This window comes from Fictibacillus nanhaiensis (assembly GCF_019801215.1).
Classification (GTDB): Bacteria; Bacillota; Bacilli; order Bacillales; family Fictibacillaceae; genus Fictibacillus; species Fictibacillus nanhaiensis_C.
Map to the genome: position 1 here is coordinate 568380 of NZ_JAHVJO010000002.1, position 14846 is coordinate 583225.

The following is a 14846-nucleotide window of genomic DNA, read 5'->3' on the forward strand; positions in this document are numbered from 1 at the left end:
TTTGGGGTCAGACCCCATTTCCCAAAATATTTCCCGCGATTAGGACATATCTATTAGCATAAGACGAGACATCTAAGGGGTGGCATAATGGATCAGCTTACGTTAATTGTCGTCGGGGTCATTGGGTTTATGATTTTTCTAGGCATCGTGGGGTATACCCAAACCGCTTACCACTTTCGAAAATGGAGCAAAGAGCTGCACCAGATTGAAACAAATAAAGAGCAACAGCCCTACTCTCATTGGATTCAGCGTGTCACATCAGACTACAAACAATTTCATCTCGCCGGTGTACCTCAGTTGAACACCCAGGCGCTTATTGAAAAACATTTATATAACGAACGCATTCCGCTTTTAGGTCTTTTCCGTGTTCCGGTTGGAAACATTCAAAAACTATTGAGCCAGCTTCCTTCCTTCACGATCATTCTTGGCGTACTCGGAACTTTCATTGGACTTACGCTTTCTCTTTTATCCATGCAGGATACATTAATGACGCTCGGAACGCAGCCTGCCGACTCAAACCTTACGTTAAACTCCATCATCTCTTCACTCACTGCACCTTTTGAAGGCATGAGTGTAGCCTTTTTCACAAGTATTGCCGGAATTGGGGCTGCTCTTTTTCTGAACCTCATTCAGTCTGGCTTTTTTTCGCAAGGCACTTCCCTTTCCTACATGCAGAACAAACTTTTAGCCGATTGTGAAGTGTACTTAGATCACCACTTCAACAGCGTGCTTATTAACGACAAACCGCAGGATTCCGTTGAACGGCTGCTTGACCGACTCGCCTCACGCGTGGAATCTTCCTTTGATAAAACACTCGGTGATTTTGCCTCTCAGATGGTTAATTTTACATCAGGTCTTCAAAAAGCAATGGAAGATGTGAATGGCATTTTCGAGGCGCAGCGCCAGCATTCCGAACGATTTGCAGCCTCAACCAACCAGCTTGACCATTTTGGAGAACGTTTTAACGAAACAACGAAAGAGCTTGGGACGATCCAAAAGACTGTCGATACAAGCATCAATGCGCTGGCACAAAATATCCATTCGTTCGAGCAGCAGCTCAAACAATCGAATGACCGGCACACACAAGGTCAGCAAAAATTTGAACAGCTCATCCAAAGATCAGATAAAATGTTGCAAGAAGCCCAGCGGCGATCGGAAGAACATGCACAAACGATGCTTCGCGGTATGCAGGAACAGCTTCAGCATTATCAAAATCAGCATGACGCACTGGAAAACCGCCTCGCTCAAAAGCAGGATGAATGGCATTACCGCTATGCGGAAAAACAAGGCGAATACGGCAGGGCTTCCTCCGATTTTGCTTCAAGTGTAGGGCAGCTTGAGAAGAGTTTCTATTCCGCAGTCGAACACATCAAGCGTGATTTTACCGACCAAGTTCGAAACATCATGGAAAATCAGAGCCGGCAGCTCAGTTCGTTCTTAAGCAACGCTCAAAACCAGAGCGGACGCGATGACGAAATGCGTGAACTTTCTCGAACACTGGAAAATCTGCATCACAACTTAACGCGCAGCATTACAGACAATAACCGCACCCTCTCAGATATGTATCACCTATTGCAGCGCATCTATCAGTCGGCGATGAACCAATCCAGCCAAGTGGTCTATGAAACTCGGAATTCCCACCAGCCAGACTACTTGGATGATGATCGGATGCCCGAGGTCACACCACAGAACTTTAGGAGACGGTGACCGTTATGAAGGCGCGCAAATCGTATTACAACAATGACGATCAGGAGACGAAAGAAATTTTTTGGCCGAGTTTTACCGACATGATGGCCATGATGGTGCTTGTAATGGTTTTCATCGCCATACTCGCCTACGTCCAGAGCATCTACAATGCGTATGATCAGGCACAGATCAAGCGTGAACTCGGGCAGGTCGCAGAGGTGAAGAAGCACATATCAGACCTCATTCAAAAACAGCTTGAGGAAAACGTCGGCAAAGATAAGATCATTCGCGGCCCCAACAATACGATCTCCGTAGAAGGCAACATTTTGTTTGATACCGGAAGTGCTGAAATATCGGCAAAAGGAAAACAAGTTCTGGACCCTCTTGCAGATGCGCTCGCTAGCATTATTGAGGAAAAAGACATGAGCCAGTACCTGTACATCATCTTAATCGAAGGCCATACCGATTCTGTTCCGTATGACAACTGGTCCCTTTCTACTCAGCGTGCCGTTGCGGTCGTCGATTATTTAGGAAAAGCGAATCCAAAACTCGCAAAAAAAGAGTATGCGCAATATCTGGCGGCAACCGGTTACAGCGAATACAAGCCCATTGCAGAAGGAAATTCTTCGTCCTCCCTGCAAAAAAACCGCCGCATCTCCTTTCAAATCATATTGGATGACGATAAATGGCAGAGCAAGCTAAAAGAGATCGTGGAACAATAAAAATGGGAAGCTGACTCGACAGAGTCAGCTTCGTTGTTTTTTTCATACTAAAATATCCTAGCGATCACTAAGCCGTTTGTCGAATAACCTTTAAATTATTTTGAAGGATCATAAACTTTTTTGAGGGATCATAAATTTTTTTGAAGGATCATAAATATTGGTGAAGGATCATAAAGGATTTCCTTTTTTATTTTTTACAAATTATGTTAAAATTTGGTGTAAAATGAATAACTCGTCTACATACATATATAGGGGATTATAGATGACAAGGTGTTATCAATTCCCAAAATTAAAAACAAATGAGCGCACCTTGTGTAGGTGCGACCTTGTGTAGGTGCGCTTTATTAAAATCTTTTAGAGACCTGCTTTCTACTAAATAAGATTCAATTCTTTTTGTATCTTATGTTTATATTCAATATAACCTTCGTCAAAATTAGGACTTATCTTTTCAAACTTGCTCATACCCTCTCCCCACCGTTTCATTTGAGGACTGAAGATTTTATTTATTACCGTAGGGTCATTCTCAACAAAAGAAATCACATCTTCTTCCGTTTCACCATCCACAACAATAGCTCCACCAGATAAATCTCCATAAGGTCCCGCAAGAACGATATTTCCTCTATCATATGCTTGTTGCACATAAACAGCGTGTTCTGGCATGAAAGGCTGATTATGAAGTTCAACGCCATTCACCCAGTTCGTTCCAGGTGTATACAAGATTAGAAATCGCATATGATCCTCCTTCTCTTACATCAATTTGTGAAACAGTTCACAATAAACATAACATATTTCATCTCTTAGCAAACAATCCCAGAAATAAAGTCTATAATGAAATTAAAAATTTTTTTAATAAATTAAAACTATTTATCTCTCTTTTACGAATGTACTAGTAAGACAACTTTTCCCCGTCTGGAAGTGAAAAACAAATCATGACAACCGAGAAGAAATGGATAAAGTTAATCCAGAAAAGATCCGATGAAAACGCAGCAAACAAACTAATAGGCTATTACTATCACTCTATTTATTCGTACGTTTACAAGCAGACGATGGATAAGCAGCTATCGATGGACGTAACGCAAGAAATATTCATCAGCATGCTTCAGACCATTCATCATTTTAATGACAAGAAAGCATCCTTTAAAACATGGCTATACAGAATTGCCACTTATAAAGTGGTCGATTATTTTAGGTCAAAGCACTATACATATGACCAGTCTACAGACACCATGGAATTCGTGGAATTAGGGACCACTTCGGATTTTACGATTGAACTGGAATATAAAGAGGATGTACGAAAAGTGACAGAAATTATAAATGCCTTTCAAGTAAAAGATCAGCAAATCCTCCGCCTCAAATTATTTGCGGAGCATACGTTTTCGGAAATCGCCGCTACACTTGATGTTCCCGAATCGTCTATTAAGACTAAGTATTATTCTGCAATAAAAAAGATCAAACAGCGAATGGAGGCTGAGTAAATGGAGAAGCAAAATTTTTTCGTTGATTACCCCGAGGAACATCAAGTGGATCATCACATTCATTCCATTGTTTCAGCAGGTCTATCTAAACCAAAAACCTTTATTCAATTTTTAAACGAAATGTACCAGCAGCTCGGTTTTCGTTACCTGTTTCGAGATGCAACTGAGCTTATATTTGTAGTCTGTTTAGCACTTGGTGTTTTGATATACGGCTTATTCTCACTAGATTCATCAGTAAAAACGGAAGACATATACTCGTTTATTTTTACCTTGTCACCTGTTCTTTACTTTACTGTCGCCTCCTTGTTTTTAGTAAATGCTTTAACGAATGATACCTTTGCAGTCGAGATGACCTGTAAATACCATGTATTCCAGCTCGCTGCCTTTCGAATGCTGATGTTTAGCGTAATTTCACTCATTCTAAATAGTTTTCTTATACTTGTTGTATTCATACTTCTTCAATCTATTAATCTGCTTGAAGCCATGATCTTATCTTTCAGCTCTTTAAGCGTTTTTTCCGTTTTGTATCTCTATGTTTTACAGCATGTAAAAGGCAGATACTCCACGTATGCTGTGATGGCGGGCTGGTTACTTGTAAACTTCCTGCCAGCCTTTTTTAAACAAGATGTATACTCTGCTTTCCTCAGTCACGTACCTCTGTATGTGTATGTAACGGTATGTGCCGCAAGTCTTGCACTCTATTTTAACCGATTAAAAAAACTAATCGCATTCCGCGATGCAGAAGGAGTTCTATAGATGTTACTCGTAGAAGAAGTCACAAAAAATTTCGGTAAATTCACTGCCCTTAAAAAAATCAATATAGAGTTTCATAACGGAGTTTACGGGCTTTTGGCACCAAACGGAGCTGGGAAGACGACGCTGATTAAAATGCTCACAACGCTATTGTTTCCGACCTCCGGAACCATTCGTTATGAGGGACATGACATCATTAAGATGGATGATAAATATCGAGAATTAATAGGCTATCTTCCCCAAGAATTTGGTTATTACAAAAATTACAGCCCTACCGCCTACTTGCTCTATCTCGCAGCACTAAAAGGAATTGATCGAAAAACAGCTGTAGCTCGTGTTAAAGAACTGCTTAAAATAGTAGCACTTGATCATGTGGCGACTAAAAAGATGAAAAAGTTTTCTGGAGGAATGATTCAGCGTGTAGGCATCGCGCAAGCCATGTTAAACGATCCGAGAATTCTTATTTTAGATGAACCAACCGCAGGCCTTGATCCGAAAGAAAGAGTACGTTTTCGTAACCTGCTTACGAACCTAGCTCGAGACCGCATCGTCATTTTATCAACGCACATTGTGTCAGATGTAGAATCCATCGCAAATGAGATCATCATGATCAAGAATCAAGAAGTGTTATATAAGGATACTGTTATTAACATTTGCCGCAAAATTGACGGCTTGGTTTATGAGACAGAAGTTGATTATGGTGACACGGAGAAATTCCGATCTACTTATCTTACTCTCTCTGAAAAACAAGAAACCGGCAAGATGCACATGAGGTTTTTGACGACTGAAGATGCGAAACCAGAATGGAAGACTGTTCATCCGAATTTAGAAGATGTATTCCTTTACATCTATCAAGATGAAGTTCCTTCTGCAGGCGATGATTTTGATGATTAAGCGGCTCGAATTCAAGAAAATTATTACGTCTCCCATTGTTTTAGGACTTTTCTTATTGTTTCTGATGTATAACCTGTTTCTTATTTACGACAAAACACCTATGAAAGAGGATATGAATCTGCTTCAACCCATTATTAAAGAAAATGGCACACTGATGGATGCTGATGGAAGAAGTGGTTTGCAATCGTCTTACGAAAAAGAGTTAGCAACGTGGAACAAGCTTGCACAAACCAAAACGGGAGACACCTATGAAGCAGCTACAGATTTTTATAAACCTGAGCATTTTCATTCTTTAATGGAAGCCAAAACATACACAGACAAGGAACTCCAAGCAATAAGCACATTGGCTTTAAAAGAAACGTATTTTCATACCATTGATGGTATTGAGAGCCAGTACAACCAGTTAAATATGATAAAGAGCGCCGAGGAACAGATTCGGGTGTTTGGATTAGGCGAGGGTGTTGCTGAAACCGTTCGGACTCAATATACACAATTGGATACCCGTGTTAAAGAATTAATAACAAATAAAGAGCATTTGCATCTTTTCTTTCATGGCAAGATTTATGCTACACATTCTTTTCTTTTTAAAACACTATTTCAGTCCATCATTTTTCAGGCGATGATATTGATCGTATTGTTTACAGCATTCCTTGTTAATTACGAATTTGAACAAAAAACGTCTTTAGTTGCGTATTCTACAAAGCGCGGTAGACATTTAGTGTGGGACAAGCTGGTTGTAGCACTGCTTTCATCACTTGTTGCTACATTCACCTTGTTAGGCACAACACTGCTCGTCTATTTCTTAGTATTTGATTATTCAGGTCTTTGGAACGTGCCCATCAGCACGGGATTCTTAATCGAGCTTAACGAAATCCCTTTCATCAGCTGGTGGAACTTCACTTTTTTAGAATATTTGCTGTTATCTTGTGCCCTTCTGATGATCTGCCAGGTAATATTTGCTCTTCTCACGTTTTGCCTTTCCATGTGGATCAGAAATAGCTATATAGTGTTTACCATTTTTGGGGTCATTTTTGGAGCGGGTGTTCTCCTGCCAGGTTACATTCCAAAAGACAATCTGCTCATTCTCTACACACACTTTTCACCCTTTGTACTTGTGATGAATGTGAAAAAATGGTGGATGGAGAGCGGTGCATTTACATCATTCAAACATTATGAAGTCATTACAGTGTCAGCTTGGTTAATCGCCTTACTGCTAATAGCATGGTTCTCTATCAGCCGGTTTACACGAGAAAACTTATAGATAGGACGCGAACTTATGAGACTTTTATTCGAGGAATTAAAGAAGTTGTTTACGGTAAAAACCATTATCCTGCTTCTCCTGGTTAGCATTATCATATACCAGATGTTTATCGTGTTTGATTTTAAGCACTTTCCAAATGGGCGACCAGTGCTTGATGAATTCCTCGCTACACAAAAAATGCTCGAGGACTATGGGGAGTCGATGGATGAAGATGAATTTGAGGATTTCAAAAGCATTTATGACCAAAGAATTAATGAAGCTACACAATATCTGCAATCACAAGATGATATGGTAGCTGCTGGTCTAGATTCGTATACAAAATTTAAATCTATTGATCTTGAAAATGAAAAGTTAGCTGCTCTTCATAACAAGGTATATCATGAGGATTACGTTGATGTGTTCTGGGAGATACCGGCGAGAGAGGATATGATTGAAAGGTACGAACATCCTGAGCGTTATATCCAACAATACGGTCAGATAAATGAAAAGCAAAAAGCTCGTATCGAAGAATTAATGAAAAACGGAGCTGCAACCGCCATATTTAGTTATCAAGTATTTGAAAATTACAATACCCTGATAAAAAATGTTGCCATTCTAATCTTTCTAAGTATCATGTTAGTCATCTTGCCTCTTTACATAGGAGATCGACGAAATCACGCTGTGTTTTTGCAATATACTTCTAAAGTGGGACGCACCCTTTTTACAAAAAAGCTGTTAGCGGGATTAATTGCTTCTTTTATCGTTATAACTGTTCAGCTTGTCTGTTTCTTTTTCCTCTATAAAGGAAATGATATCAGTATGTTTTTGCCGCTTACCTTACATTCAATCTACAACGCTTTTATCTCTTGGTATGACATTACGTTTTTACAATATATTCTTTTAACGGTAGTCTCTATCTATTTGATTGGACTTGCTTTGGTCTTGGTCACCGCATGCATTTCAAGCATCGCACCAAACTATATGACAAGTGTTGGATTGCATGTTCCACTAGCATTTATCTTATTTGGTGTTGGTACAACCTATCTGGTTCAAAATCTAACCACACTATACCTATTCAAGTATCTACTTCCGGTTTTATTAGCAGCCATACTCTCTCTTAGTTTTATTCTATTTTGGTGGAAGTACAAGAGAGAAAAATGGAAAGATATAACGTGATTCATTTAATTAGGCATTAAAAAGCATCGGTTTTACGCCGATGCTTTTCTTATTTATCAATCTAACATTGCTTTCTCCTCTCTGACTGATACTTTTTTAAAACAAAAAAACAACCGCTGCTACGGGCAACGGATGTTCAAAAGTTCTTATATTAAAGGGGGGGTAATACTACTATTCCCACCTTACATATTTTTATTCATTATTTTTGCAAGTTTCATAGATTTTTTTGGCACAACTTCTCTTTTTCCATAAAAGCTGTGCAAAAACATACCCAGCATGATGATAAGGACCCCGAATAAAGAGAGCAGCGTCGGGCTTGCGATCGAGAGCAGCCACATCTCGCCTGCCAGTACAAATATAATCTCTGCCGATTGGGTCGCTTCTACTCCTGCTAGTTTAACCGGATCATTCGCGCAAAGGTCTGTTGCCTGAAAAAAGAGAACGGTCGCAATAACGCCTGAAGAGATGGCGACTAAAAAGGTCTGCCACAGCTGATTGTTTGTTGGTGGCCCTCCCTCTACAAAGCCGACAACAGCTAAAACCACCCACCATGGCAGTGATGCGATCGTCATGCCAAACGCACGCTGAAACGCATCAAGCCGTTTGTTTGTAACCACCATCATTTTTCGGTTGCCGAGTGGATACGCGATAGCTGCGATTAACACAGGCAGAACCACATGAAGCCATACAGAGCCATTTATAGCATCTGCTTCTTGTACTTGAACAAGCGCCACTCCTGCTAAAATCAGCACAGAAAAGCCTAACCCTTTAAACGGAATCTTCTGCCGCTCTCCTCTTTCCCCTCCGTTCGTTTCATAAAAGAACGGCACGAGGAGTGAACCTGCAACGATTGTGATCTGCCAAGTGGCGGCTACTAGCCAAGCCGCTCCAAAACCAGCCGCATACGTAATTGGTGCGTAAAACAACACGAAACCGACTGTACTCCATAAAAACCATATGCCAAACCGTTCTCTCAATTCTTGAAAAACCGGCCAAACGTTTCCGCGCATCCAAACGATCAGCCATAATAACGGAACCATGTAAAAAAAGCGAAGAGCCGCACTCCAATGCCAGCTTCCGCCAGATAAATCCATCGATCGGTTTAAAATAAACGTGACGCCAAAGAAAAAGGCTGCCCCTATCCCCAATATTATCGGCTTCATCTCAAGTACCCCCACTTCCACTAAAAAGGTATTCCTTTGTGTGGTCCAACATGCCACTTGCAAAAACATCCGGGATTTTGAATTTATTTTACCATTAGAATTCTTTTTTTCGCTTTATTTTTCAAAACAAAAACCCTATAACCGTAGTAAAAAACTACGAGTTATAAGGTTTTGCTCTCCACTTATCTAGTTAATGCGTTATAAATGTTCGCTTCGCCTGATCCAAAAAGCGGATCTTGACCGTTTTTACCAAGGTCAACGGCTGTTTGACGGAGTGCTGCTTGAACTTGTGAAGGTGAATATTGAGGATTTTGGGCTTTAATTACCGCAGCAATTCCTGCAACTTTTGGCGCTGCCATAGACGTTCCGTGCAACAAAGCATAACCCTTAAGGTTACTTGTTCCATTTGGGTTCAAATAAGTTGGCCACGTAGAGAGTGTTCTGTACAAGAAGTCTCGTTTATCCAGATAGTTTCCTTTAGGATCTTGACGGTACAGACTATCATACAGTGGACCGTTGTCTCCCCCAGGTCCCGCTACATCAACAACGCTGCCGTAATTAGAATAGAATGCAATAGAATCATTGGACCATTTGTTGGAAGACGATACTGTAACAACTCCAGGAATTTGGGCTGGTACAACTCGAGATGGTCCTTTTATATCTAGACCATAACGCTCTTTCCAGTAGGTTTGCATGTCTTGAAGACTATTTAAGTTACGTGAATCATTTCCTGATGACACGACTACCGTAACACCTTTCTTCGTTGCATACTGCAATGCTCGGTGATAGGCGACCATTGAAGCTGAATCACCTTTTTCATCTAAGTTATGGGCCATCCAGCGCCATCCGCCTAAGCTCATGTTAATGACTTCTACTCCGTCATTAGCAGCCGCAACAATCGCATCAGTGATCCATGATTGCTGAGCTCCTCCTTTGGCACCAAAAACACGGTATGCACGAACGGTCAGTTCAGGACCTACACCGTACACTTTGCCGTTTGCTGCAATCGAACCCGCAACATGTGTTCCATGGCCGTTCTCATCCCAAGCATTCTTTGTACCCGGGACAAATGTTTTACTGCCTTCAAGATCTGCATTATCTTTTAAATCTGGATGGGCAAAATCCAGTCCTGTATCAATGATTCCAACAACTGTCTCTTTATTACCTTTATTGATAGTAAAAGACTCAAAGTCATTCGTAATTCGTTTTACATCCCATTGATAATCGTGATAGTTTTGGTTTGGGTCGTTCCAATCAGGCTGCGGTATTGACGTAATGGGTTTGCCGTCAGCTGGATTTGGATCTTCTTCTAGATATACTGTGTATTCTTTATTTGCTGAGTGAATGTCTGAGAATTTTTTTACATTTTCTAAAAATGCAGAAGAAGATGAACTAGCTTCTACTATTCCTATCTCTTCTATAACACGTTCTACTTTTCCGCCTGATTCTTCAATTTGTGCCACATAATCACCAGGAACATTATTTTTATATGCAATTAAATAATAACTTGATGAATCTTCCGCATTTACACCTGGTGACTTTAATCCTGATAATAAAGATAGAGACAATGCTGCACAAATGGATAATGTGGTTAGCTTCTTCTTCAAGTACATTTCCCCCTACTAATTATTGATACTACGCTATTAATCTACCAATCCGTACATAAAAAGTATGTCGAATTATATACAAGCAAAGAGAGAATGTTTCGACAATTAAACTCAGCAAAAAAAACGTTTGAATACCATATCCAAACGTCTCTGCCTTTATTTTTTAACCCAACGGATTCTTCCCTACCGTTCCTAATTTAATGACATCCCATGCTGCTTTTCCATCGGTTGGATAGCCGTTGTGCTCGATTGGAATAAGGGAGAAGAATACAAAATAAAAGGAAAAATACACAAATTGATAGGTGAAGATCCCCGCCTTAAACACTTCTAAATGAATCAAACCGTTAACAAGAAGCATGCTGAGAATGGTAAAAAAGGGACCGCCTAAATATACCGCGACGAGATGACGTTTTGTATGATTCTTTAAATTTTCATATTCGCACCAGCCATCCCAAAAATACAGCTTCCTGATGTGGCATGGACCAATTTTAAACAATTTGTTGCCGCTTCCTATATGAATGCGAACGGTGCCGCCCGTCAATTTCCCAAAAAAGAGATGACCTGCTTCATGAATGAAGGTCACAATCGGTAAAACAAGAAAAAAGGAAAAGAAAAACTTCCAAACATCCTCAAATCCAAACATGTGCATCCCCCCTCATTGAAATTTTATCGTGATAGGTATTGTTATTCCCATACGGTGAACATTCACACTAGGCTTTTGACCTGTCTTTTTAACAAAAAAAGTAGGGAAAGGAAATTGGAGGATGCATTTCACCATAAATGTGATTATCTCTATATATTTCATGGCCAAAACTCATGGACAGATGACTTATTTTTTAAAAAAACAGTAAAATGTTATAAAACAGTTGTTGCATTTTTAAATCTGTTATAATACAATGCATTATAATCAATCAAAAACAAAACAGGAGGAATTTTAAAATGAAAAATTATCTTGAACTGCACCGTAACATGCCAAAAAAAATCTGTTGTGAGTGTGGATGTGAAATCGAGGAACAGCATGAATCTTACCTTTATGAGTGTGAGCGTTGCATGGGAAAACACGAGGCTTAATTTTTTTGTAACACCTGTTATATAACAATACTTTTATAGTTTAACTGTTTAATAACATAACCTGAAAGGACTGTTGAATAAGTGACGATTGATACCTCTAATCTCCAAGTGTTAGGCGATGTCACCCCGGCTTACGAGAAAATTCTAACACCAGGTGCCATTCTTTTTCTAAAATCCTTGCACCTTCACTTTAATAACACCCGAAAAGAACTGCTAGAACAGCGCAAAGTAAAGCAAAAAGAAATAGATTCAGGGATTCTTCCGACCTTTCTGCCTGAAACAGAACATATTCGAAACGGCAATTGGACCATCTCACCACTTCCTCAAGATCTTCAAGACCGCCGCGTCGAAATTACAGGACCTGTTGATCGAAAAATGATCATTAATGCGCTAAATTCAGGTGCAAAAATGTTTATGGCTGATCTTGAAGATTCGAATTCACCTACTTGGGAAAACACGATTGAGGGGCAGATCAACTTAAAGGATGCCGTCAACCGGACCATTTCTTTTGAGGGGGCAAACGGCAAGAGGTATGAGCTGAATAAGCAGCCGGCAACGTTGATCGTTCGTCCTCGTGGCTGGCATTTGGAAGAAAAACATATTGTCGTTGAAAATGAACACATGTCTGGCAGTTTAGTAGATTTTGGCCTCTACTTTTACCACAATGCGAAAACACTGATTGAGAACGGATCAGGTCCTTATTTTTACCTTCCTAAAATAGAGAGCCACTTGGAAGCGAGACTCTGGAACGATGTGTTCATCTACGCGCAAGAACAGCTTGGGATTCCAAGAGGTTCGATCAAGGCCACTGTACTAATCGAGACGATTGTTGCGGCATTTGAGATGGATGAGATTTTATACGAACTGCGCGAGCATTCTGCTGGGGTAAACTGCGGACGGTGGGATTACATTTTTAGTTATATTAAAAAGTTTCGCAGCCAGCCTCACGTCATTATGCCTGACCGGTCGCTCGTTACGATGACGGTTCCATTCATGCGTGCGTATTCGCTGCTTGCCATAAAGACGTGCCATAAGCGTAATGCTCCTGCTATCGGCGGTATGGCGGCACAAATTCCGATAAAAAATGACGAGAAAAGAAACGCTGCAGCTTTTGATAAAGTTCGGGCAGACAAAGAGCGTGAAGCATCTGACGGTCATGACGGAACATGGGTTGCCCATCCAGGTCTCGTACCTGTAGCGATGGAAGTGTTCGACCGCATTATGCCAGAGCCTAACCAGATCAATCGTAAACGAGAAGATGTTGTAGTAACGGCTGACGATTTAGTGGCTGTACCAGAAGGTGAAATTACAGAAGAGGGTTTACGCGTCAACATAAGTGTAGGCATTCAATACATTGCTTCATGGCTGAGAGGAAAAGGCGCAGCACCAATCAATCACCTGATGGAAGATGCAGCTACGGCAGAAATTTCAAGAGCACAAGTTTGGCAGTGGATCCGTCATCCAAAAGGCATCTTAAGCGATGGCCGCAAAGTAACGTACGAGTTGGTCGAGGAGATTCAGAGTGAGGAATTGCAAAAAATAAAGCAGCAGATGAGTGAGGATTCATTCACTAAAGGTCGTTTTTTAGAAGCTGTTCATTTGTTTGAAGGATTAATTCGTGATGATGAGTTTCAGGATTTCTTAACGATCCGGGGCTATGACGTTTTATAACGTAACCGTTTTTTTAAAAATAAACATACATTGAGGAGAGATTTTAATGAGTCATTCACGTGTTGAGAAGCTAAAAGAGATGTGGCAAAATGAGGAACGCTGGCAAGGGGTTACCCGCCCTTATACGGCAGAAGAGGTTATTCGGTTACGCGGATCGATCGATATTGAACATACACTCGCAAAACGAGGTGCTGAAAAGTTTTGGAATTTGCTTCAAACGGAGACCTATGTAAATGCATTAGGCGCGCTAACTGGCAATCAGGCCGTTCAGCAAGCGAAGGCAGGTCTGAAAGCCGTATACTTAAGCGGTTGGCAGGTTGCTGCAGACGCCAACCTTTCTGGAAACATGTATCCTGACCAAAGTTTGTATCCCGCTAACTCAGTACCTCATGTTGTTAAACGCATAAACTCTGCACTTCAACGTGCTGATCAAATTCAGCATCTTGAAGGTGCGGATGATGTGGACTATTTCTTGCCGATCATTGCAGACGCCGAGGCAGGATTCGGCGGTCAGTTAAACGTGTTTGAGTTAATGAAAGGAATGATCGAATCAGGAGCATCTGCTGTTCACTTTGAAGATCAGTTATCGTCTGAAAAAAAATGCGGTCATCTTGGCGGAAAAGTGCTTCTGCCTACGCAAACCGCGGTGCGCAACTTGATCTCTGCCCGCTTGGCTGCAGATGTTATGGGTGTTCCTACCCTGTTGATCGCCCGGACGGACGCCGATGCAGCTGATTTGATCACAAGCGACATCGACCCGACAGACTCTGCTTTCATTACAGGTGAACGTACAGCAGAAGGTTTCTACCGTACTCGAGCTGGAATTGACCAGGCGATTGCACGCGGCCTTGCTTATGCACCATATGCGGACCTTATCTGGTGTGAAACTTCTGAACCAAACTTAGAACAAGCACAAAAATTTGCAGACGCCATTCACGAACAGTTCCCTGGCAAACTGTTAGCTTACAACTGTTCCCCATCCTTCAACTGGAAAAAGAAGCTGGATGATGCAACGATCGAAACGTTCCAGCAGCAGCTTGCAGCGATGGGCTACAAGTTCCAGTTCGTTACACTTGCTGGCTTCCATGCTTTGAATCATAGCATGTTCGAGCTTGCAAAAGGATACAAAAGTAGAGGAATGGGCGCTTATTCGGAGCTGCAGCAAAGAGAATTCGACAGCGAAGTGGATGGCTACACGGCTACACGCCATCAGCGTGAAGTCGGAACCGGTTACTTTGATGAAGTTACGCAGCTGGTTTCTGGAGGAACCGCCTCTACTACTGCGTTGAGAGGATCAACGGAAGAAGATCAATTTCAATCACAAGAAGCGTAAAACAAGCGAAGCAGATAGAATAAGCGGATAGGAGAAACATAGAAAAGGACAGGGA

At 41.1% G+C, this 14846-nt stretch carries 14 protein-coding genes; 10 read left to right on the forward strand and 4 right to left on the reverse strand.

Annotation, left to right across the window (positions count from 1 at the left end; genetic code table 11):
* Positions 1-87: 87 nt before the first annotated feature.
* Both KUV80_RS11430 and KUV80_RS11435 read left to right on the forward strand, forming a co-directional pair.
* Entirely contained in the window at positions 88-1707 is a 1620-nt protein-coding gene (locus KUV80_RS11430; protein ID WP_222462831.1) for a hypothetical protein, read from the forward strand.
* Between the two features lie 5 nt (positions 1708-1712).
* Positions 1713-2408, forward strand: a complete 696-nt coding sequence (locus KUV80_RS11435; protein ID WP_222462832.1) for an OmpA/MotB family protein — start codon at positions 1713-1715, stop codon at positions 2406-2408.
* A 372-nt stretch (positions 2409-2780) separates the two neighbouring features.
* Here the strand turns inward: KUV80_RS11435 and KUV80_RS11440 are convergent, their stop codons facing one another.
* Complete coding sequence (locus tag KUV80_RS11440; RefSeq protein ID WP_222462833.1) at positions 2781-3140, reverse strand: YciI family protein; 360 nt, start codon at positions 3138-3140, stop codon at positions 2781-2783.
* Between the two features lie 197 nt (positions 3141-3337).
* Between KUV80_RS11440 and KUV80_RS11445 the strand changes: the two genes are divergently transcribed.
* From KUV80_RS11445 to KUV80_RS11465, 5 genes are read left to right on the forward strand one after another with little or no spacing between them, the layout of a single operon-like run.
* Positions 3338-3883, forward strand: a complete 546-nt coding sequence (locus KUV80_RS11445) for an RNA polymerase sigma factor (protein ID WP_222462834.1) — start codon at positions 3338-3340, stop codon at positions 3881-3883.
* Positions 3884-4639, forward strand: coding sequence for a hypothetical protein (locus KUV80_RS11450; protein ID WP_222462835.1), 756 nt, complete (start codon positions 3884-3886; stop codon positions 4637-4639).
* On the forward strand, positions 4640-5530 hold the full coding sequence (locus KUV80_RS11455) for an ABC transporter ATP-binding protein (protein ID WP_222462836.1): 891 nt from the start codon (positions 4640-4642) through the stop codon (positions 5528-5530).
* Positions 5523-6791, forward strand: coding sequence for a hypothetical protein (locus KUV80_RS11460; protein ID WP_222462837.1), 1269 nt, complete (start codon positions 5523-5525; stop codon positions 6789-6791). The genes KUV80_RS11455 and KUV80_RS11460 overlap by 8 nt, the downstream gene beginning before the upstream one ends.
* 15 nt (positions 6792-6806) lie before the next feature.
* On the forward strand, positions 6807-7946 hold the full coding sequence (locus KUV80_RS11465; protein WP_222462838.1) for a hypothetical protein: 1140 nt from the start codon (positions 6807-6809) through the stop codon (positions 7944-7946).
* Positions 7947-8128: 182 nt separating this feature from the next.
* Here the strand turns inward: KUV80_RS11465 and KUV80_RS11470 are convergent, their stop codons facing one another.
* The 3 genes from KUV80_RS11470 to KUV80_RS11480 all read right to left on the reverse strand — a co-directional run bounded on the left by KUV80_RS11470 (position 8129) and on the right by KUV80_RS11480 (position 11359).
* Positions 8129-9109, reverse strand: a complete 981-nt coding sequence (locus tag KUV80_RS11470; RefSeq protein ID WP_222462839.1) for a DMT family transporter — start codon at positions 9107-9109, stop codon at positions 8129-8131.
* Between the two features lie 182 nt (positions 9110-9291).
* Entirely contained in the window at positions 9292-10722 is a 1431-nt protein-coding gene (locus KUV80_RS11475; RefSeq protein ID WP_246625164.1) for a S8 family serine peptidase, read from the reverse strand.
* A 157-nt stretch (positions 10723-10879) separates the two neighbouring features.
* Positions 10880-11359, reverse strand: coding sequence for a hypothetical protein (locus KUV80_RS11480; protein WP_222462841.1), 480 nt, complete (start codon positions 11357-11359; stop codon positions 10880-10882).
* A 296-nt stretch (positions 11360-11655) separates the two neighbouring features.
* On the opposite strand from KUV80_RS11480, the gene yhfH reads away from it, so the two are divergent.
* The 3 genes from yhfH (at position 11656) to aceA (ending at position 14791) form a co-directional block, all read left to right on the forward strand.
* A complete protein-coding gene (gene yhfH / locus KUV80_RS11485; protein ID WP_222462842.1) occupies positions 11656-11787 on the forward strand; it encodes a protein YhfH in 132 nt (43 codons plus the stop codon).
* Between the two features lie 81 nt (positions 11788-11868).
* Positions 11869-13458 (forward strand): malate synthase A, encoded by a 1590-nt coding sequence (gene aceB, locus KUV80_RS11490; RefSeq protein WP_222462843.1) that lies wholly within the window; start codon positions 11869-11871, stop codon positions 13456-13458.
* 46 nt (positions 13459-13504) lie between these two features.
* Positions 13505-14791 carry an isocitrate lyase gene (aceA, locus tag KUV80_RS11495; protein ID WP_222462844.1) on the forward strand — a complete coding sequence of 429 codons (1287 nt, stop codon included), beginning with the start codon at positions 13505-13507 and terminating at the stop codon, positions 14789-14791.
* Positions 14792-14846 lie beyond the last annotated feature (55 nt).